General features: G+C 55.8%; 17 protein-coding genes. 13 read left to right on the top strand and 4 right to left on the bottom strand.

Annotation, left to right across the window (positions count from 1 at the left end):
• Positions 1-45: 45 nt before the first annotated feature.
• Positions 46-426, bottom strand: coding sequence for a YkvA family protein (locus tag ABD920_RS23525; RefSeq protein ID WP_345163048.1), 381 nt, complete (start codon positions 424-426; stop codon positions 46-48).
• A 360-nt stretch (positions 427-786) separates the two neighbouring features.
• Between ABD920_RS23525 and ABD920_RS23520 the strand changes: the two genes are divergently transcribed.
• From ABD920_RS23520 to dnaA, 4 genes are all read left to right on the top strand, one after another.
• On the top strand, positions 787-2124 hold the full coding sequence (locus ABD920_RS23520; protein WP_345163045.1) for an amidohydrolase: 1338 nt from the start codon (positions 787-789) through the stop codon (positions 2122-2124).
• Positions 2125-2346: 222 nt separating this feature from the next.
• Entirely contained in the window at positions 2347-3102 is a 756-nt protein-coding gene (locus ABD920_RS23515) for a 5'-nucleotidase C-terminal domain-containing protein (protein WP_345163041.1), read from the top strand.
• Between the two features lie 15 nt (positions 3103-3117).
• Complete coding sequence (locus tag ABD920_RS23510) at positions 3118-4050, top strand: bifunctional metallophosphatase/5'-nucleotidase (RefSeq protein WP_345163316.1); 933 nt, start codon at positions 3118-3120, stop codon at positions 4048-4050.
• A gap of 106 nt (positions 4051-4156) precedes the next feature.
• The gene (gene dnaA / locus ABD920_RS23505) at positions 4157-5581 is read left to right on the top strand and encodes a chromosomal replication initiator protein DnaA (RefSeq protein ID WP_345163038.1); all 1425 of its coding nucleotides are present in this window, start codon (positions 4157-4159) and stop codon (positions 5579-5581) included.
• A 112-nt stretch (positions 5582-5693) separates the two neighbouring features.
• Here dnaA and ABD920_RS23500 read toward each other — a convergent pair whose 3' ends face one another.
• Complete coding sequence (locus tag ABD920_RS23500) at positions 5694-6206, bottom strand: hypothetical protein (protein WP_345163035.1); 513 nt, start codon at positions 6204-6206, stop codon at positions 5694-5696.
• A gap of 59 nt (positions 6207-6265) precedes the next feature.
• Positions 6266-6700, bottom strand: a complete 435-nt coding sequence (locus ABD920_RS23495; protein ID WP_345163032.1) for an OsmC family peroxiredoxin — start codon at positions 6698-6700, stop codon at positions 6266-6268.
• A 166-nt stretch (positions 6701-6866) separates the two neighbouring features.
• Between ABD920_RS23495 and ABD920_RS23490 the strand changes: the two genes are divergently transcribed.
• The 6 genes from ABD920_RS23490 (at position 6867) to ABD920_RS23465 (ending at position 13029) form a co-directional block, all read left to right on the top strand.
• Positions 6867-8366, top strand: coding sequence for a GH3 auxin-responsive promoter family protein (locus tag ABD920_RS23490; protein WP_345163030.1), 1500 nt, complete (start codon positions 6867-6869; stop codon positions 8364-8366).
• Positions 8367-8429: 63 nt separating this feature from the next.
• Entirely contained in the window at positions 8430-8825 is a 396-nt protein-coding gene (locus ABD920_RS23485; protein ID WP_345163027.1) for a four helix bundle protein, read from the top strand.
• On the top strand, positions 8822-9994 hold the full coding sequence (locus ABD920_RS23480; protein WP_345163024.1) for a 1-deoxy-D-xylulose-5-phosphate reductoisomerase: 1173 nt from the start codon (positions 8822-8824) through the stop codon (positions 9992-9994). The genes ABD920_RS23485 and ABD920_RS23480 overlap by 4 nt, the downstream gene beginning before the upstream one ends.
• Before the next feature lie 53 nt (positions 9995-10047).
• Positions 10048-11361: an RIP metalloprotease RseP gene (gene rseP, locus ABD920_RS23475; RefSeq protein WP_345163021.1), complete on the top strand. Its 1314-nt coding sequence runs from the start codon at positions 10048-10050 to the stop codon at positions 11359-11361.
• Positions 11362-11376: 15 nt separating this feature from the next.
• Positions 11377-12516, top strand: a complete 1140-nt coding sequence (locus ABD920_RS23470; protein WP_345163018.1) for a LysM peptidoglycan-binding domain-containing protein — start codon at positions 11377-11379, stop codon at positions 12514-12516.
• A gap of 6 nt (positions 12517-12522) precedes the next feature.
• Complete coding sequence (locus ABD920_RS23465) at positions 12523-13029, top strand: DUF6702 family protein (RefSeq protein ID WP_345163015.1); 507 nt, start codon at positions 12523-12525, stop codon at positions 13027-13029.
• 419 nt (positions 13030-13448) lie between these two features.
• Here the strand turns inward: ABD920_RS23465 and ABD920_RS23460 are convergent, their stop codons facing one another.
• Positions 13449-15437, bottom strand: a complete 1989-nt coding sequence (locus ABD920_RS23460) for an OmpA family protein (protein ID WP_345163012.1) — start codon at positions 15435-15437, stop codon at positions 13449-13451.
• Positions 15438-15663: 226 nt separating this feature from the next.
• On the opposite strand from ABD920_RS23460, the gene lon reads away from it, so the two are divergent.
• From lon to hslU, 3 genes are all read left to right on the top strand, one after another.
• A complete protein-coding gene (gene lon, locus ABD920_RS23455; RefSeq protein ID WP_345163009.1) occupies positions 15664-18153 on the top strand; it encodes an endopeptidase La in 2490 nt (829 codons plus the stop codon).
• A gap of 66 nt (positions 18154-18219) precedes the next feature.
• Complete coding sequence (gene porQ / locus ABD920_RS23450; RefSeq protein WP_345163005.1) at positions 18220-19266, top strand: type IX secretion system protein PorQ; 1047 nt, start codon at positions 18220-18222, stop codon at positions 19264-19266.
• 64 nt (positions 19267-19330) lie between these two features.
• Positions 19331-20728: an ATP-dependent protease ATPase subunit HslU gene (hslU, locus tag ABD920_RS23445; RefSeq protein WP_345163002.1), complete on the top strand. Its 1398-nt coding sequence runs from the start codon at positions 19331-19333 to the stop codon at positions 20726-20728.
• Positions 20729-20853 lie beyond the last annotated feature (125 nt).

Below are 20853 nucleotides of genomic sequence, written 5' to 3'. Positions count from 1 at the left end.
GTAAATGCGCCGCCGGGGCACGGAAACCGCTGGAATATGGCCGCCTCAATCCACCTGTTCCATATAGGCCTGGTACATCCAGTAGCCGATCAGCAGCCAGGCAATCACGATAACGGCCGCCATTACATAGTTGGGCTTGCGCTCGTGCAGGTGCTCTTTTGCCTGCCGCCGGTAATGCGCCAGCACGGGTGCGGGTATCAGCTTGATGGACAGCCATATGCCCAGGGGCAGTATCAGCAGGTCGTCGAGATAGCCCAGGAGCGGGATAAAGTCCGGGATCAGGTCAATGGGGCTGAAGGCGTAGGCCACCGTGATGATCAGCACCACTTTCGCCGCAAAAGGCACCCGTGGGTCCTTGGAGGCCAGGTACAGCGTATAGACATCCTCCTTAAGTTTACTGACGGTTTCTTTCCATTTCCGAAGCATACCCTGTTGTACGGGAAAGAAAGGCGGGAAGGTAGCAGCGGGCGAAGCAGGCAGGGAGGGCTTTTGGAAGGCGTGCTTTCCCGCACTGGTTAGCGGCGCCTTTGCTGTCTTTAGTTGTTTGGGCCTGTGCTTTGGCGTTTAAACGCATTGCCAGGACTATACAAACGACAACCCGACTGAAGCATGCCGTGATTTCCCCTACCTCCCGATCCGCCGTTTCGCAGCTTATTCGTGCGAACGGTGAGGCTGGCAAACGCTGCCCCCGCTAAGAAAGCCTCTGTTGAAGGGGAAGGATGGGCAGGGGTGAAATCAATCAAAAAATCACTATCTTCAAAGCTTCACCCGAACCAAAAAAGATATATGAACCGAAACTTTACCCTCAGAAAGCAGGCTCTGCTGGCGGCAGTGGGGCTGGGGCTGCTGGCGGCTCCCGGCATGGCGCAGGACAGCAAACTGCTGGCCAGGGCCAGTGCCAGCGCCGACAAAGTGGAGCCGAAAGTGATCGCGTGGCGCCGCGATTTTCACGAGCACCCGGAACTGGGCAATCACGAGACCGAGACAGCGGCTAAAATTGCTGCGCAACTGCAGAAATTCGGCATCGAAGTGCAGACTGGTGTCGCGAAAACCGGCGTGGTTGGCATCCTGAAAGGCGGCAAGCCGGGGCCGGTGGTGGCCTTGCGGGCTGATATAGACGGCCTGCCGGTGACGGAGCGCGTGGACCTGCCTTTCGCCTCCAAAGCCAGGGCGACTTACAACGGGCAGGAAGTGGGTGTGATGCACGCCTGCGGCCACGATACGCACATTGCCATGCTCCTGGGTGCCGCCGAAGTGCTTTCCGGCATGAAAGCCGACCTGAAGGGCACCGTTAAATTTATTTTCCAGCCAGCCGAAGAAGGCGTGCCGGAAGGCGAGGAGGGCGGCGCCAAGCTGATGGTGAAGGAGGGTGTGCTGTCGGAAGGGCCGAAGCCGGACGTTATTTTCGGCCTCCACATCAACTCCCAGACGGAGGTGGGCACGCTCAAGTACAGGCCGGGCGGCATCATGGCCAGTGCCGATGTCTTCAAGATCAAAGTGAAGGGGAAGCAGGTGCACGGCGCCTACCCCTGGAACGGCGTCGACCCCATCGTGACCTCGGCGCAGATCATCAATGGGCTGCAGACCATCATCAGCCGCCAGACGGAGCTGCCCGAGGATGCCGCCGTAATCACGGTGGGCATGATCCACGGTGGGGTGCGCAACAACATTATCCCGGAGGAGGTGCTGCTGGAGGGTACCATCCGCGCCCTGAAAACCGATATGCAACAGAAGCTGCACGAGAAGATCAAACTCACGGCCACCAAAATCGCGGAAAGCGCCGGGGCCACCGCCGAGGTCACGATCATCCCGCAGGTGCCCGTCACTTACAACGATACGGACCTCACCGCCCGGATGCTGCCCACCCTGGAGTCGGTGGCGGGCCGCGACAAGGTGATCCTGACCAAGGCCGTGACCGGCGCGGAAGACTTCGCTTATTACCAGGAGAAGATCCCGGGGCTTTTCGTGTTCGTCGGCGGGATGGCCAAAGGCAAGAAGCCGGAGGAGGTAGCCCCGCACCACACCCCGGATTTCTTCATCGATGAGAGCGGCATGAAGCTGGGCGTGAAAACACTGACCGGGCTTACCCTGAACTATATGGAAGGCAAGGGGAAAAGGAAGTAAAAGTCCTCTGATTTATATATGAAAAGGGAAGCAGGCTTGTCGGGGCCTGCTTCCCTTTTTCGGCTTGCTGCCGGAGAGGTATATGGCAGAGCCTATAATCTTGGTTTATTTATATATGGCTGGGTTGGTTGCTGCGTGAATTTGTTCTGTACCCAGGGCCTGCCCGGTTTGGTAAGTGTCGCGGAGGCTGGTAACTTTGCGGGCTAAGCTGATCGATCCACCATGACCTCATATTTCCCTAAAACAGTTGGCGCTTTGCTGCTGGCGCTGTGCTTTGCCTCCTGCCAGCGCACCTGGGTTGCCTCGCCCACGCTCGCCGAAACGGATGTTCCGGTAGCCAAAACCATCTCCCCCGACCCGGAGGTGGAGGCCACGATCACACCCTACCGCGAGCAGGTGACTGCCAAAATGGAGGAGATCATCGGCAACGCGCCGGTGGAGTTAGGCAAAGGCGAATACCAGTCGCCGCTCGGCAACTTTGTGGTGGACCTGATGCTGGAGGAAGCTCGGAAATTATATGACGGTGAAATAGATATGGCAACCACCACCAACGGCGGGCTGCGGGTTCCTATTCCGCTTGGGGCCGTAAAAGTGGGTACAATTTTCGAGCTGATGCCTTTCGAGAACGAGCTGGTGGTGCTGACGCTAACCGGCGCCACGGTGCAGGCGTTTTTCGACAAGGCCGCCGAGGCAAAGTTCGCCCCCATCGCCAACGCCACCTACTCCGTTCAAAACGGCAAAGCCTTGGACATCAAGATCGGCGGCATGCCCTTCGACCCCAGCCAAACCTACACCCTCGTCACCTCCGATTACCTGGCGGGCGGCGGCGACAACCTGGGCATGTTCAAAAATGCACTGAAGACAGAGAAGGTAGGCCTTATGATGCGCGACGCCATCCTACAGCACATCCGGCAGCTGACCGCACAGGGCAAGCCGCTTGGCGCTGACGCCTCCAACAGAGTGACCATCCTCCCTTAAGCAGCTTTAAAAATGATCAACAGAAGAGATTTCCTGAAAAACACGGCGGTAGGGGCGGCTGGCATTTCGCTGCTCGGCATGCCGTCCGCTGCGGAGGCCGCCCAGCGCATCAGCCTCACCGTATTGCACACCAACGACCAGCACTCGCGCATCGACCCGTTCCCGGACGATGGCCGCAAGTACGGCGGCATGGGCGGCATGGCCCGGCGCACCACCCTGGTGGAGCAGATTCGGAAGCAGGAGCCGAACGTGCTGCTGCTCGACGCGGGGGATATATGGCAGGGAACCCCGTACTTCAACTTCTTCGGCGGCGAGCTGGAGTTTAAGCTGATGAGCGACATGCAGTACGACGCCGCCACGCTCGGCAACCACGACTTCGACAACGGCCTGAAGGGGCTGGAGAAGCAGTTGCCGAACGCGGCCTTCCCGTTTCTCATTGCCAACTACGATTTTTCCGGTACAATTCTGAAAGACCGCTTTCAGCCCTATAAAGTGATTGAGAAGCAGGGGGTGCGGATCGGGATATTCGGGCTGGGGATTGAGTTGGAAGGCCTGGTGGGTAAAAATAACTTTGGCGAAACCGTGTATGCAGATCCGGTGGCGGTGGCACGGGAGATGGTGCAGGAGCTGCGCGCGGGACAAAAATGTAACCTGGTTATTTGCCTTTCACACCTGGGCTATAGTTACAAAGAGGAAAAAATTGACGACCTTAAGCTCGCCAGGCAGGTAGCAGGCATCGACCTGATACTGGGCGGGCACACGCACACTTTCCTCGAAGTGCCTGAGGCAGTGCGTCATGAGAGCGGTCACGAAACGCTGGTGAACCAGGTAGGTTGGTCCGGCCTGTTTCTGGGCCGTATCGACTTCTCTTTCAACCGGAAGTCGAAACAAAAAACAGATGTGAGAACGGCCCTTCTGCCGGTTAACACCCCTGTAACAACTTCGTAAAAAAATAATTTTTTGTTTAAGTATATTTGATCAAATTTGTAACCCCCCTGCCCCTAAAGGAGAGGTTTGTTTCACCAAACGAATCTAGTGAGTTTTGGAAAATTGGATGATCAAAGACTGTTCTACTGTATGGAGTAACTGCCTGCAGGTGATAAAGGAAAATATCGGCGAGCAAAGCTTTAAGACTTGGTTCGAGCCGATTAAGCCGATATCACTCCGCGAAAGCGTGCTTACCATACAAGTGCCCAGCCAATTTTTCTACGAATGGCTGGAGGAGCACTATGTGCAGCTTCTGAAAAAGGTCATTTACCAGGAACTGGGCAGTGAGGGCAGGTTGGAATATTCCATTATCATCGACCGGGGCAACGAGGCGAACAAACCGCAGACGGTCAACATCCCGACAAAAAAGATACCGCAGGCCGTCGTGAATTCGTACCGGCCGGAGCAAAACTTCATCAAGAGCCCGTTCGAGTCGAAGACCATCGACCGCAACTTCCTGAACTCGCAGCTGAACTCGGCTTATAACTTTGAGAATTACATTGAGGGGGACTGTAACCGCCTGGCGCGCTCGGCGGGTTTTGCCGTGGCCAACAAGCCAGGGACCACTTCCTTCAACCCCCTGATGGTATATGGCGGCGTGGGGCTTGGCAAAACGCACCTGGTGCAGGCCATCGGCAACCACATCAAAAACAGCGACCCGAATAAGTTTGTGCTGTACGTGTCGTCGGAGAAATTCGTGAACCAGTTCATCGAGTCGGTGCGCACCAACAACGTGCAGGACTTCGCCAATTTTTACCTGCTGGTGGACATCCTCATCATCGACGACGTACAGTTCCTGAGCGGCAAGGACAAGACGCAGGAGATGTTCTTCCATATCTTCAACCACCTCCACCAGTCCGGCAAGCAGATCGTGATGACCTCCGACTGCCCGCCGCGCGACCTGAAAGGGCTGGAAGAGCGACTTTTATCCCGCTTTAAATGGGGCCTGACGGCGGATTTGCAAAGCCCGGACTTTGAGACGAGGATGGCTATTATCCAGAAGAAGATGCAGAGCGACGGCATCGACATCCCGGACAACGTGGTGGAGTACCTGGCTTACAGCGTGGACACCAACGTGCGCGAGTTGGAAGGCGTGCTGATTTCGCTGATCGCGCAATCGTCCCTCAACCGCAAGGAAATTGACCTGGAGCTTGCCAAGCAGGCCCTGAAGCATATCATCGAGGACGTAGAGACGGAGGTAAACCTCGACTTCATCCAGAAAACCGTAGCCGAGTACTTCCAGGTGAGCCTGGACTCGCTCAAAGCCAAGACCCGCAAGAAAGAGATCGTAACGGCGCGGCAGGTGGCCATGTACTTCGCGAAAGAGTTTACCAGCCACTCCCTCAAATCCATCGGCTACCACTTCGGCGGCCGCGACCACAGCACCGTGATCCACTCCGTGCAAACCGTCTCCGACCTCATCGACACCGACAAGAAATTTAAGGTGAGCATCCAGGAACTCCAGAAGAAATTCAAATCCAAAGCAGGCTGATCTGACACAGTATTTACACACGGCCTATATAAATCATATATAGCCTATATATAAAAAGGGCGGGCGCTACACCTAAATGTAGCGCCCGCCCTTTTTATATATCGCCTGCAGCTTATGCGTTGTAGCCGGCCGCTTCTGTTACAGAGAAATTATGCTCGGAAGCCAGATCCCGAATCTCGATCTTGATCTTCTCCAGGTCCTTCTTCTTGCGCACCTGCTTCAGGTCCAGATACACCTTCGACTCGTCGAGCAGCGTAACGCGCAGGGCTAGCGGCGAGATATGCACCGCCTTTATATCCGGGATGGGAATGATGTGCTTGGTGCGGAAAACGCCGAACTTCTGCACAATGTACTGCCGCGTGACCTCTATATAGGATTGCACCCCGAAAACAGAGGTGTTCTGCAGCACCACGTATCCCAGGAAAACCACCGCAAGCCCGAAAAACACATAGTAAAAGTAGTTCGGCTGGCCCGCCGTGTCCTGTGCGAAAAGCAGCGTGCCTGCCCAGGCGATCCAGAAAAGCGCCAGCACGAGCTGCACGGAGAACGAAAGCTTTGCGCTGCGCGTGGGGCTAAGCTGCACAATCAGGGAAGACCGAGCATTACTACTGCCAGATGCTGCCATATAAAGGGATTTAGGTGAAACATAACGGGCTCATATCGCCACCCTGCAATATACTATATTTATTCTTTAAGTGTAGCCTGCACCGTAATCTCAGGCACTGCAGCCAACGCTTTCGACACCGGGCAGCCTTCCTTGGATTTCTGCACCAGCTCCTGGAACTTGTCGTTATCCAACCCGGCTACCTTGGCCTCAGTAGTCAGCTCTATTTTCTGGATCAGCGGCGCGCCGTCTTTTTCGCCCAGGTACACGCTCGCTTTTGTCTCCACATATTCCGGCGAGAGGTTCTCGTTGCCCATCAAAGCGCTCAGGAACATGGAGAAGCAGCCGGCGTGCGCGGCCCCGATCAGTTCCTCGGGGGAGGTGCCGCTGGTGCTGTCGCCAAAGCGCGAGGCGTAGGTATAGTCGGCTTTTATGGCGCCGTTGCCTGATTTTACTTCGCCTGCGCCGTCTTTCAGGCCCTTGTTCCATCTTGCTTCTGCTCTGTGTTTTTTCATTTTCTTCGTTTTTAGGTTGAGTAACTGATAGTATTAACTTATACTTTGGCAGGAGGTTTTATAAATCCCGAAAAGAAACCTCTTGGTAATTACTTTGATGTTTGCTGCCGGGTTATGGCAATGCCGCTTTAACTAATTATCTTTACCTCACACTAAAACGGGACGTATGGGTGTAAAAGCGTTGTTGAGTAAGCCCCTGGCTGCCTATATACACAAAAAGCATCAAGCCTGGATCAACAGTCCGGTGGAGGCACAGCAGGCCATCTTTCACGATATTCTGAGCAAAGCGCAGGACACCCGCTTCGGCCGCGACCATGGCTTTTCCACGATCACCTCGCACGCAGCGTTTGTGAAAGCCGTGCCGGTGCGGGACTACGAGGGGCTGGCCGAGTATTTCAAGCAGGTGAAGGAGGGGCAGAAGGATGTCCTCTGGCCCGGAAAACCCCTGTACCTGGCCAAAACCTCCGGCACCACCTCCGGCACCAAGTATATCCCCATTACCCGCGACTCCATTTCGAACCATATCGACGGTGCCCGCGATGCCCTGCTCGCCTATATATATGAAACAGGCAAAGCGCAGTTCCTGAACGGAAAGCTGATTTTCCTGTCCGGAAGCCCGGAGCTGGAGGAAGTCAGCGGCATCAAAACAGGACGCCTGTCGGGCATCGCCAACCACCACGTGCCAGGCTACCTGCGCACCAACCAGCTGCCCAGCTACCAGACGAACTGCATCGAAGACTGGGAATCGAAACTGGACCAGATTATTGAGGAAACCATCGACCAGAACATGACGCTGATCTCGGGTATCCCGCCGTGGGTGCAGATGTATTTTGATAAGCTGCAGCAGCAGACGGGCAAGCAGATCAAGGACATCTTCCCCAACTTCCAGCTGTTTGTGTATGGCGGCGTGAACTTTGAGCCCTACCGCAAAAAGCTGTTCGAGTCAATCGGCCGGAAGGTAGACTCTATTGAGCTTTTCCCGGCATCCGAGGGCTTCTTTGCCTATCAGGACAAGCAAAACGACAGCGGCCTGCTGCTGCTGCTGAACGCCGGCATCTTCTATGAGTTTATACCGGTGGAGGAGTACTTTAGCGAGCACCCGACCCGCCTGACGATCGGGGAGGTGGAAGTTGGCGTGAATTATGCACTGGTGATCAGCAGCAATGCCGGCCTCTGGGGCTACTCCATCGGCGACACTGTGAAGTTTACCTCTGTGGAGCCGTACAAGGTAGTGGTAAGTGGCCGCATCAAGCATTTTATATCTGCCTTCGGGGAGCACGTGATCGGCGAGGAGGTGGAGAAGGCGATGCAGCAGACGATGGCAAAATTCCCGAATGTGGAGCTGATCGAGTTTACGGTAGCGCCCTACGTGAGCCAGAGCCACGGGGCCTCCTACCACGAGTGGCTGGTGGAGTTTGCCCGCCCCCCGCATAACCCGGATGCATTCGCGAAGGAACTGGACGAGCAGCTGCAGAAGCTGAATTCCTATTATGACGACCTGATCCAAGGAAACATCCTGCAGCCGCTCCGCCTCACGCTGCTCCGCCCCGGCGCTTTCCGGGAGTATATGAAATCGCAGGGCAAGCTGGGCGGCCAGAACAAAGTGCCGCGCCTCAGCAACGACCGCCAGCTGGCGGTAGGCCTCCTGGCAATTACGAATTCCTGATTTGGAGATCCGATTTCCGAGTTCCTAGTTCCGAGTTGTGATATGGGATAAATATATAAATGAATGGGGAAGAGTATAATTGCAGATAAGTCTTATGCCTTTGCTGTTCGGGTAGTGAAGATGTATCAGCATTTATCTGCAGAGAAAAAAGAGTTTGTATTGTCTAAGCAAGTAATGAGAAGCGGAACATCTGTGGGAGCGAATGTGCAGGAGGCAACAGGCGGGCAATCAACTTCTGATTTTATATATAAACTAAGCATCGCCAGAAAAGAAGCAAGAGAAACAGCATACTGGCTCCGGCTGTTGCACGATACCGGCTATATGGAACAAAAGCAATTTGAAAGTATATATACTGATTGTCAGGAACTGGAAAAAATATTGAATAGCATCATACTAACGAGTCAGGGAAAGAGCAAGAATAACTCGGAACCCGGAACTCGGAACTCGGAACTCACATGAAGAGAATCGCCATTTTAGGCTCCACGGGCTCCATCGGCACGCAGGCGCTGGACGTGATAAGGGCCAACCCCGACAGTTTTGAGCTGGAGGTGCTGACGGCCCACAGCAACGCGGACCTGCTGGTGCAGCAGGCGCTGGCGTTTAAGCCGAATGCCGTGGTGATCGCCCGCGAAGACCTGTACGAACAGGTGCGGGACGCACTGCAGCAAGAGGATATAAAGGTATATGCCGGGGCCAATGCGCTGGATGCTGTTGTCGAGATGGGAACCGTGGACATGGTACTCACCGCCATGGTCGGATATGCGGGACTGCAGCCAACCATCCGCGCCATAAAAGCTGGCAAGCAAATTGCCCTGGCCAACAAGGAAACACTGGTGGTGGCAGGGCAGCTGATTACGGGGCTTGCAAAAGAGTACGGCGTGAACATCTACCCCGTGGACTCGGAGCACAGCGCCATTTTCCAGTGCCTGGCGGGCGAATTTCATAACCCAATCGAAAAAGTCATACTGACAGCCTCGGGCGGGCCGTTTAGAGGGCGTAGCACGGCAGAGCTGGCGCAGGTAACGAAGGCGCAGGCCCTGAAGCACCCCAACTGGGACATGGGCGCGAAGATCACCATCGACTCTGCCTCGCTGATGAACAAAGGGCTGGAGGTGATCGAGGCCAAGTGGCTGTTCGGGCTGCGCAACGAGCAGATTGAGGTGGTGGTGCACCCGCAGTCCATCATTCACTCGCTGGTGCAGTTCGAGGACGGCTCCATCAAGGCACAGCTCGGCCTGCCGGATATGAAACTGCCGATCCAGTATGCCCTGGGATACCCGCAGCGCCTGAAGTCGGATTTTCCGCGGTTCAGCTTCATGGATTATCCGCAGCTGACGTTTGAACAGCCGGACCTGAAGACCTTCCGGAACCTGCAGATCGCCTTCGATGCCATGGAGAAAGGCGGCAACATGCCGTGTATCCTGAACGCTGCCAACGAGGTGGCCGTGAGCGCCTTCCTGCACGATGAGGTGGGCTTCCTGCAGATGTCCGACATCATCGAAAGCTGTATGGCAAAAGTTGCGTATATTGCGAATCCTTCTTACGAGGACTATATAGAGACGGATAGGGAGACAAGAGTGCGCGCCGCGGAGTTCATCAGCCCGGCTGCGAAAACAAGTGACAGATAAGCCTGTTGTTGCAACGTCATCAGGCAAAACAAAGCGTACATACTTCTTTTTAAATGGATATAATTGTAATGGTGGGCCAGCTCATACTGGGCCTGACGATACTGGTAGGGCTTCATGAGTTAGGGCACATGCTGGCCGCCAAGTGGTTCGGAATGCGGGTGGAGAAATACGCCATCGGCTTTCCCCCCAAGCTGTTCGGGAAAAAGATCGGGGAGACAGAGTACATGCTGGGCCTCATCCCTTTAGGGGGCTTCGTGAAAATATCGGGTATGGTGGATGAGTCCATGGACACGGAGGCCCTGAAAGAGGAGCCGAAGCCCTGGGAGTTCCGGGCCAAACCAGCCTGGCAGCGCCTGATCGTGATGATGGGCGGCATCATTGTGAATGTCATCACTGGTATCGTGATTTTTATCGTGCTCACTTACCATTACGGCGAGCAGTATATACCGGCCGATGAGGTGAAGTACGGCATCGTGGCGAACGAGATTGGGCAGGAGATCGGGTTTCAGACCGGCGACAAAGTGGTGGCTGTGAACGGCAAGAAACTGGAGCGCTTCGATGATGTCCGGTCGATGGAGGCCTTGCTTGGCAGCAATGCCTACTATACCGTGGAGCGCAACGGCCAGCTGGTGGATATACAGGTGCCTGTTGACCTGATGGACAAACTGGCAGACGACAAGAGCGAGTCGTTCTTTGTGGAGCCGCGCGTGCCGTTTAAGGTGGGCGATGTGGTGGCAAACAGCGCCGCCGCAAAAGCAGGCCTGCAGGAGGGTGACTTTATCACCAAGATAAACGGGCAGAGTGTGCAGTTTTTCCATGAGTTTCAGCAGGCCATGCAGCAGAACAAAGGCAAGGCCGTGACCATGACCGTGAAGCGCGACGACAAGCTTATTAAACTGCAAACAGAGGTAAGCGAAGACGGAACTATCGGGTTTCACTCGCAGCCGCTGCTGCAGCTGGCCACCCGCGACTATTCCTTAAGCGAGTCCATCCCGATGGGAACGGAGCAGGCCTTTGGGGTGATCGCCGCAAACATGAAAGGCTTCGGCAAGATTTTCAGGGGCGAGGTTTCAGCCTCCAAGTCGCTGAGCGGCCCTATCGGAATTGCACAGATTTTCGGGGACACCTTTAACTGGTACAAGTTCTGGACCATCACGGGCATGCTCTCGATGGTGCTTGCGTTCATGAATTTTCTGCCTATCCCGGCGCTTGACGGGGGGCATGTGGTTTTCCTGACGTATGAGATGATCAGCGGCCGGAAACCCTCTGATAATTTTCTGGAGAATGCCCAGAAAGTGGGAATGGTGCTGTTGTTAGGCTTGATGGCTTTCGCTATATTTAACGATGTGTTCAAGTTGATCTTCTAACCAAAGGTTTCACAAATGAAATCCGTTTTTAGCCACACCCTTTCAAGCCTTTTATTACTTTTCCTTTTTGCCTTTAACACCGCCGAGGCGGCACCCGCCGCGAAGCCATCCCTTACAAACCGGCACGCTGTCGCCGCTCCCGGCGACAGCGTGTACCTGGTGCAGCCGGGGGATACCTACTACAGCCTCTCGCGCCGCTTCAACATTCCCCTTGACTCGCTGCAGAAGTGGAACAACAATACCCTGCAGATAGGCCAGACGCTGTACCTGGCGCGGCAGGGAAAGCCTGCTGACGGTAGCACGTCTACTGCTTCCGCTGAACCCGCTGCCAGGCCAGCACCAACGGCCAAAGGCGCACCTGCCGCAAAGGCCGCCGCCACGACAGCCGGCCCGGCCCGGGCAACCGAGAGCACCTCCGCCTCGCCGGCACCCGATCCCAAGCCTGCCGACCTGAAGACCAAAAGCCGCATCCTAGTGGTGCCTTTCGATCCGTACCTGTACTTTTCCGATGCCGATTACGAGATCGCGCGGCAGTCTCATATCCCGCGCCAGAACGTGCGCCACGTGTTCCGGGGCAGGCTGAACGCGATGCTGGCCCCCAGAGGCTACGAAACGATCCACCTGCTGGGCGGCGTGTACCGTGACAGCGTGAGCGAGTTAAGCCGCATCTATAAATCCCTGAACTATAGCTACCAGGACAACAAGCAGTCGAGGTACAACCACCAGCCGGTGGTGAAAGAGGAGGAAAAGGGCGCCGTGGCCTGGGTACAGCGACAGAAAGAGAAATTGGGGGTAAAGGGTGAGCCGGAGCAACTGCCGATCTCTCAGGACCCGGACAAGCACTTCGGCGTAAAGGTGAAGGACCCGAACTTCTTCACGTACTTCAACGGCCAGTACGGCATCGATTATTATGTTTTCATCAACCAGTTTGAGGTAAAAACTGTGTACGAGAACTGCTTAGACAGAGCGGCAGAGAACTATGAGCGCAATTTTTTGGTTCATTATTCGATCTATGACAGTAAAGGCGAGCTGGTGTCGGGCAACAAGGTGAAGGTGCCTTACCAATCGAACATCAACGACGTGCAACGCATTGTGAGCGACAACATGCCCAACATGGCGAAACGCGTTCTGGCCGACCTGCCCGCCGGCAAATAAGAACCTATGGTATATAAACTTCTTACTGCGGCGCTGCTGCTGCTGGCCTTAGTGGCCGCCCAGCCGGCCAGTGCCCACGATTACCACGCCAGTATCACCGATATAAAGTACAACCCGCGCACCCAGAACCTGGAGGTGGCTGTGAAAGTGTTTATGGATGACCTGGAGGACGCGCTCTCGCGCCAGGCCAAGTCAAAGATCACGTACAGCAGCAGCTCCGAGACAGTTAACGAGCAGCTTTCGGACTACCTCAAATCTAACCTGGCTTTTGAGCTGGAGAAAGGCAAGCCGCTGAAGGCAAGGCTGCTGGGCTCGGAGGAGGACGCCGACATGGTTTGGCTGTATGTGGAGGTGCCGGTGCAGCAGGCGACCCTGGCGCAGCTGTACGTTAAAAATGCTATCCTGACGGATATTTTCACAGACCAGATGAACATCGTGAATGTGAACTACAAAGGCAAAACTGAGAGTGTGCTGTTGCAGCACGGAGACGTGACAAAGAAGGTCTCCTTTTAGAAGCCTCTGCTCATATAAAAACAGGAAGGCTAAACCATCAGTGGTTTAGCCTTCCTGTTTTTACGGTATCTGCTTTCTCACCCGAATACCGCGGCTGCGATCAGCACCGGTAGTTGGTGATGACTATTCTGAGTCTTGAACTTAGTGCTGCCAGCTTACACCAAATCATATTATACTTCCTTCCATCGTAAAAATACCACTGCCCTTCAATTCAATACTAGGAAGCCATATAGGGAAGAAGGTTCGGGCGACCTGGTGTTATACCATTATCAACTGAATACTGCGCACGAGGATGTTCTATAGAACCCACCCCTGCCCCTCCGAGGAGGGGAATCTGCAGACAGGCAAATAGCAATGCGCATGAACCAACTGATAGTGGTGTTATTTGCAGGAAGCCAGATATATGGGGTGAGCCGGCATTACGGGTTGTCCTTCTTCGGCTTGATGATCTTGAACTCTACGCGGCGGTTCATGCGGCGGTCCTCCTCCGTCTTTTCCTCACGAAGTGGCCTCTGGCTGCCGTAGCCGATGGCATCGATCCGGTCATCCGGGATGTTCACCTTGCGCTCAATGTAGCGTTTGATGGCGTCCGCCCTGTCCTGCGAGAGGGCGAGGTTAAAGTCAGGGTCTCCGAAGCTGTCGGTGTGCCCGGAAATCTCCAGGCGGAAGGTAGGGTGGTCGATCAGGAATAGCGCCACTTCATCCAGCACAGCCTCCATCCCTTCCTTGATCGTCGACTCGTTCGGGTCGAACTCGATGTTCTGGAACACCATCGGGATGCTGTAGTCAATCACCGTCGTCATCACCTGGAACGACGTGTCCTGCTGCAGCGACAGCTCGCGCTCTATGGTGAAGAAGTCCGGGCTCTGGATCAGGATCATATAGCGGGTGTTGTCAATCAGGTCGAACTCGAAGGACCCGTCCGGGCGGATGTACCGGGAGGATATCTCCACGCCGTTGTCCAGGTCGATGATGGAGATGATACCGGACAGGGGCTTTTTGGTGAGCGAGTCGGTGAGGGTGCCCTCCACTTTGGTTACGGCCAGCGGGTGCGCCTCCATGGGCAGCGGGAACGAGTACAGGTCCAGGTTGGTGATGTCGTCGGGCTCGGAGCGGGCGTAGTACAGGTTTTTGGAGGCGGCATCTATCGTGAAGTAGTACTCGCTGCCGCGCCCGTTCACCAGCGGGCCGATGTTGCGCGGCTCCTGCCAGCGCCCCTTTACTCTGTAGGTTTTATAGATGTCGAAGTCGCCGAAGTTATATAGCTGGCCCCTTGAACTAAAATACAGCACCTGGTAGAGCGGGTGAAGAAAGGGGCTTACCTCGCTTTCGCGCGTGTTCACCACCGGGCCCAGGTTCCGGGCCGGGGCCCAGTCGCCGCCCTTGGTTTTATAGGTAAAGTATATATCCGACAGGCCAAACCCGCCCAGGCGGTCAGAGGCGAAGTAGAGCGTGTCTTCTTTCGCGGATAGCGTCGGCTGCGAGTCCCAGGCTTTGGAGTTCACGTTGGCCCCTAAATTGGTGATCCCGCCCCAGGAGCCGTCCGTCTGCAGCGTGGCCATATATAGATCACAGTTCCCCATGCCGTCCGGCGCCTCGCAACGGGCAAAGTACAGGATCTTGCCGTCGCGGCTCAGGCAGGCGGAGCCTTCGTTGTAAATGCTGTTAATGGGTTTGCCGAAAGACTGCGCCTCTTCCCAGAAACCGTTGTTCTGCTTGCTGTAGAACAAATCCTCGTTCACCCGCGTCTGCATGCCCTGGTAGTTCACGTTGCGCTTCGAGGTATATATAAACAGCTCGTTCTCGTCGCTCAGGGTAGGGCCGTAGTCGGCGTAGTCTGAGTTAATGGCGCTGCCCATGTTCACGTACACTCCCCGGGGAGGCTTAAAGGTGGCAACGGACTTGCGGTACTCCACCAGCTCGTAATAAAAGTCGAGCGGCACGTAATAGTCTGTCGTGTTCTGCTCCAGCGAATCGTAGTGCGAGGTGATCTCACGGACGTCGGAGCGGTGATGCTTGAGCACGAGGCGGTAGAGCGCTTTGGCTTTTTCCGTGTGGCCCTGCCGCTCGTAGAGCTGGCCCAGGCGCCAGAGCAGGTGCGTGTCTTTGTAAAAGTTCTGGATGCCGAAGCTGCGCACGTACCGTTCCAAGAGCGGGAGCGCCTGCCTGTATTTCCCGCGCTTTTCCAACTTTTGTATCGCCGCCAGCTTTCTGGGCTCGTGATAGTAAGGGATTTTAGTTAAATTGGGAAATTCGGGCTGATACGACGGATCGGGTGCCTGTTTGTGCGCTTTCGCGCCAGGTACCGGGCCGAGCGGGACATGCTTGTACTGCTGCCCCTGGCTGGCGAAAGGGCAGGAGAGCAGCAGCAGCAGCAAGTGAATGGCCAGCAGGTAAGCTTGTTTCATCAGTCTAAAGTGTTTGCCCCGGGTTCAAAGATATTAAATCTACGATATATTTGGAGGCGTCGGCATAACTAAGTACAATTTTATGAGTTAAGCAGTACAGGCTTCTTTGCAAAACCGGCAAAACTCCTGCCACGCTTGCCTTGGCACAAGAGTTGACATTATAACTGCGGAACAGAAAAACGGGGGACACAATGTGTTTTTCTGTCATTATGGCATTAATCTATATATGAACCAAACATTCAAGCATTTCCTACACAACCTTTTGCTTAGCGGAATTTCTGACGACGATGAGAGCGAGTTCATCCCGGTGATCACAGCGGATATCGAGGATGACGTAAAGACGGAGGAACTGCCCGACGAGCTGCCGATTCTGGCGGTCCGCAACACGGTGCTCTTCCCGGGGGTGGTATTGCCCATCACAGTTAGCCGCAAGAAGTCGGTGAAGCTGGTGCGCAAGGCCCATACCGGCGACAAGATCGTGGGGGTGGTGGCGCAGAAGAACACCAGCAGCGACGATCCTTCCGGGGAAGACCTGTACGGGGTGGGCACCATCGCCAAAATCCTCAAGATGCTGGTGCTGCCCGACGGAAACACCACCATTATTATCCAGGGCCAGAGCCGCTTCAAGATAGAGGAGATAAAACGCGAAGACCCTTACCTGACGGCCAAGGTGAGCCTCTGCGAGGAGACACCGCTGGATAAGAAGAACAAGCAGGTGAAGGCGCTGGTACAGTCGCTGAAAGACGCGGCCGGCAAAATGCTGAAGCTGAACCCCGAGATTCCGCAGGAGGCGCAGGTGGCCCTGGATAACATCGACAGCCCCAGTTTCCTGACGCACTTCCTGTCGAGCAACCTGAACGTGGAGGTGGCGCAGAAGCAGGCCCTGCTGGAGGTGAACGACAGCACCGAGCGCGGCACCCGGCTTTTGGAGCTGATGCTGCGCGAGATCCAGATGCTGGAGCTGAAGCAGGAGATCCATTCCAAGGTACACACTGATATAGACCAGCAGCAGCGCGACTATTTCCTGCGGCAGCAGATAAAGGTGCTGCAGGATGAGCTGGGCCAGGAAGGCCCTGACCAGGAGATCGAGCGTTTCCGGGAGCGGGCAAAGAAGAAGAAATGGGCCGAGCCGGTGGCCAGGCACTTCCAGAAGGAGATAGAGAAGCTGGCCCGCCTCAACTCACAGTCCGCTGAGTACCCGGTGGCCGTCAACTACCTCGAATTCCTGCTCGACCTCCCCTGGAACGAGTATACCAAAGACAACTTTAACCTGAAGCGCACCAAAAAGATACTGGATGCCGACCATTACGGCCTGGAGAAGGTGAAGGAGCGCATTCTGGAGTACCTGGCCGTGCTGAAGCTGAAGAACGATATGAAAGCGCCTATCCTGTGTCTGTACGGTCCTCCGGGGGTTGGGAAAACCTCCCTGGGCCGCTCCGTGGCAAAGGCGTTAGGCCGTAACTATGTGCGGATGTCGCTGGGGGGCGTGCGCGATGAGGCCGAGATACGCGGCCACCGCCGCACCTACGTGGGGGCCATGCCAGGCAAGATCATCAGCCAGATAAAGAAAACTGGCTCGGCTAACCCGGTGATCATCCTGGACGAGATCGACAAGCTGGCCTCCGATTTCCGGGGCGACCCGGCTTCCGCGCTGCTGGAGGTGCTGGACCCGGAGCAGAACCACACGTTTATGGACAATTACCTGGACGTGGAGTACGACCTCTCGAAGGTGCTCTTCATTGCCACGGCCAACTCCCTCGATACCATTCAGCCCGCCCTGCGCGACCGCATGGAGATCATCGAGATAACAGGCTATACCCTCGAGGAGAAAGCGGAGATCGCCAAGCGCCACCTCGTGCCGAAGCAACTGCAGGAGCACGGGCTGGAGCCGGACGACGTGAAAGTGCCGAAGCAGACGATCTATAAACTGATCGACGATTATACCCGCGAGTCGGGCGTTCGGAACCTGGAGCGGAAAATCGGGCAATTGGTGCGCAACACCGCCAAGCAAAAGGCGATGGACGAGGAGTTCGCCAAAACCATCAGGCCCGAGGACGTGACCAGGATTTTAGGTTCTGAGATTTTCGACCGCGATATATACCAGGACATCGACACCGCAGGTGTCGTGACCGGCCTGGCCTGGACCTCGGTGGGCGGCGATATCCTGTTCATCGAATCCATCCTGAGCAGGGGCAAGGGAAAGCTTACTTTATCGGGCCAGTTAGGGGATGTGATGAAAGAGTCGGCGATGACGGCTATCTCGTACCTGAAAGCGCATGCCGAGCTGCTTGACATCGATTACCGCCTGTTTGATCAGTATGACCTGCACATTCACTTTCCGGAAGGCGCTGTGCCGAAAGACGGGCCGTCGGCGGGTATCGCTATTTTCACGTCTATTGCCTCTGTGTTCACGCAGCGAAAGGTAAAGTCGCGGCTAGCCATGACCGGTGAGATCACCCTGCGCGGGAAGGTGTTGCCGGTGGGCGGCATCAAAGAGAAAATACTGGCGGCCAAGCGTGCGGGTATCACCGATATCATCCTGTGCCAGAAAAACAAGAAGGACATCAACGAGATTCCGGCGCACTATATAAAAGGCTTAACGATCCATTATGTGGACCGTGTGGATGATGTTGTGAAGATCGCGTTGCTGAAGGAGAAGGTGAAGCACCCGCTGAAACTGACAGTGAGGGAAGAAAAAGAAGAGGCCGCAAGCTGATACCAGAGACTGAGGTTTTATATATAGGCGAAGCAGGCAGAGCAAAGCGAAACAGTAACCGGGAGCATGAAAACAGGAAAGGCACTGCCCACCATACTGCTACTGGGCTTCGCGCTTACGGCGCAGGCGCAGGTAGGCGGCCAGCGGGGCTTCCCTTTTCTGGAGCTGCCGAACAGCTCGAAGCTCGCGGCGCTCGGGGGCGTGAACGTGACGGCGGGGGCGCATGATGTGAACATGGTGGCGGCCAATCCGGCCCTGCTGAACGCAGAGATGGACAGCCAGCTCTCGCTGAGTTATATAGGCTACCTGGCCGATATAAGGCAGAGCAGCGTGGCGTACGCCTTTAACTCAGAAAAACACGGGCGCTGGGCAGCGGGCGTCAATTACCTGAACTACGGGGATTTCGTGCAGCGCGACGCCACCGGGGCGGCAGAAGGCAGCTTTGAGGTGCATGATTATACCGTTAGCCTGACGCATGTCCGGCAGGTGGAGGCTTTTACCATGGGAGCCACCGCCAAAGTGGCGGTGTCGAGTATGGCCGGTAACCAAGCAGTGGGGCTTTTAGCTGATGCCGGTGTGGCGTTCAAGCATCCGGAGAAGGACCTGACGGTGGGGCTCGCTTTCCGGAACGTGGGCTATCAGGTAAAACCGTTGGACGGCGGAGAGCGGAAGCCGATGCCTTTTGATGCCCAACTGGGCGTAAGTTACAAGCCGGAGCACATGCCCGTGCGGCTGTCGCTCACGGCGCACCGCCTCTACCAGTTTGACATCGTGTACCTCGACCCGAACGCGCCGGGGGAACTGGATGAGAACGGAAACGAGGTGAAGGAGGAAAAGAAACTAGGCGATAAAATAGCCCGGCACTTCGTGGCGGGTGCCGAGTTCGTCTTCAGCAAGAATTTCCAGTTGCGGGCAGGCTATAACCACCTGCGCCGACGGGAACTGCGACTCGATACCGCATCCGGCGGGGCTGGGTTCTCGCTGGGAGCCATGCTGCGGGTGCGGGCGTTTGAGCTGAGCTATGGCAGCGCCTTTTTCCACCCTTCAGGTGCCACCCACTATATCACCGTGAGCACAGATACCCGAACGTTACTGAAAAAGAAAACTATTTAATAAACAGTGGTTTCTGGCGTTATTTAAGCAGCCGCGCCAGAGCAAACTCAAAAACGGAAGAACAATGTTAGACAATATAGAACACTTAACCCCGGCCCAGATCGTAGCGGAGCTGGATAAATACATTATCGGGCAAAACGATGCCAAGCGCAACGTGGCCATTGCGCTGCGTAACCGCTGGCGCCGCATGAATGCCGCGGAGAACATCCGTGGAGAAATCGTGCCGAACAACATCCTGATGATCGGGGCGACCGGCGTGGGTAAAACAGAGATTGCCCGCCGCCTGGCCAAGATCGCCGATGCCCCTTTCACCAAGGTAGAGGCCTCTAAGTTTACGGAGGTAGGCTACGTGGGACGCGACGTGGAGAGCATGGTGCGCGACCTGGTGGAGCAGTCGGTGAACATGGTGAAGCAGAAGAAAAAAGAGGAGGTGAAGGTGCGGGCGGCCGAGCTGGTGGAGGACGCGATCCTGGATGCGCTGATCCCACCGATACAGGGCAGAACCAACGCGCCCGTGTCCTATACCTCAGAGCCCGGCAAGATGCCGGACACGGATTATGAGCTGAACGAGCGCACCCGCGAGAAATTCAGGGAGAAGATCCGCAATGGTGAGCTGGAGGACCGCAAAATAGAGATACGGGTGCAGCAGAGCGCCATGCCGGGTGTAGGCGCGCTGGCGCCGGGCATGGACGAGGCGTCGATGATGAACATCCAGGAGATGATCAGCGGCATGATGCCCAAGAAAACGAAGAAGCGCAAGGTAACCATTGCCGAGGCGCGGAAGATTCTGCTGGAGGAAGAGGCGGCCAAGCTCATCGATATGGACGAGGTGAAGGAGGAAGCCATTTTCAAGGCCGAGAACTCCGGCGTGATCTTTATCGATGAGATTGACAAGGTCGCCAGTTCGAGCAAGAAAGGCGGCGGCGGAGGCCCCGATGTGAGCCGGGAAGGCGTACAGCGCGACCTGTTGCCGATCGTGGAGGGCTCGTCGGTGAACACCAAATACGGCATCATCAACACCGACCATATCCTGTTTATTGCCGCCGGGGCGTTCCACGTGGCCAAGCCTTCTGACCTGATCCCGGAGTTACAGGGCCGCTTCCCGATCCGCGTGGAGCTGAACAGCCTGACGAAGGATGATTTCTACCAGATCCTGAAGTTCCCGAAAAATGCCCTCACGAAGCAGTACGAAGCGCTGCTGATGGCGGAAGGCGTGGAGCTGACATTTAATGATGAGGCACTGGACGAGATCGCCTCTATTGCCTTTGAGGTGAACTCGGAGGTGGAGAACATCGGGGCCCGCCGCCTGCACACGGTCATGAGCCGCCTGCTGAACGATATCCTGTTCGACGTGCCGGACAAGATCAGCGCCAACGCCCATATCGTTATCACACGCGAAACCGTGCAGGAAAAGCTCGCAGGCATGGTGAAGAACCGTGACCTGAGCCAGTATATCCTGTAGCCTGAAAGTTCAGAAGCCAGCGCGTTAAAAGTGACGAAAACAACAGGTAGCTGCCGCGGCCGGTAGGTCGCCAATGTTCAGTATGGTATGCACCTATCTTTGCGTGCGCCAATGGATTGGGTTAT

Source organism: Pontibacter saemangeumensis (assembly GCF_039541895.1).
Lineage (GTDB): Bacteria > Bacteroidota > Bacteroidia > Cytophagales > Hymenobacteraceae > Pontibacter > Pontibacter saemangeumensis.
This window is presented reverse-complemented; position numbering and strand designations above follow the sequence as displayed.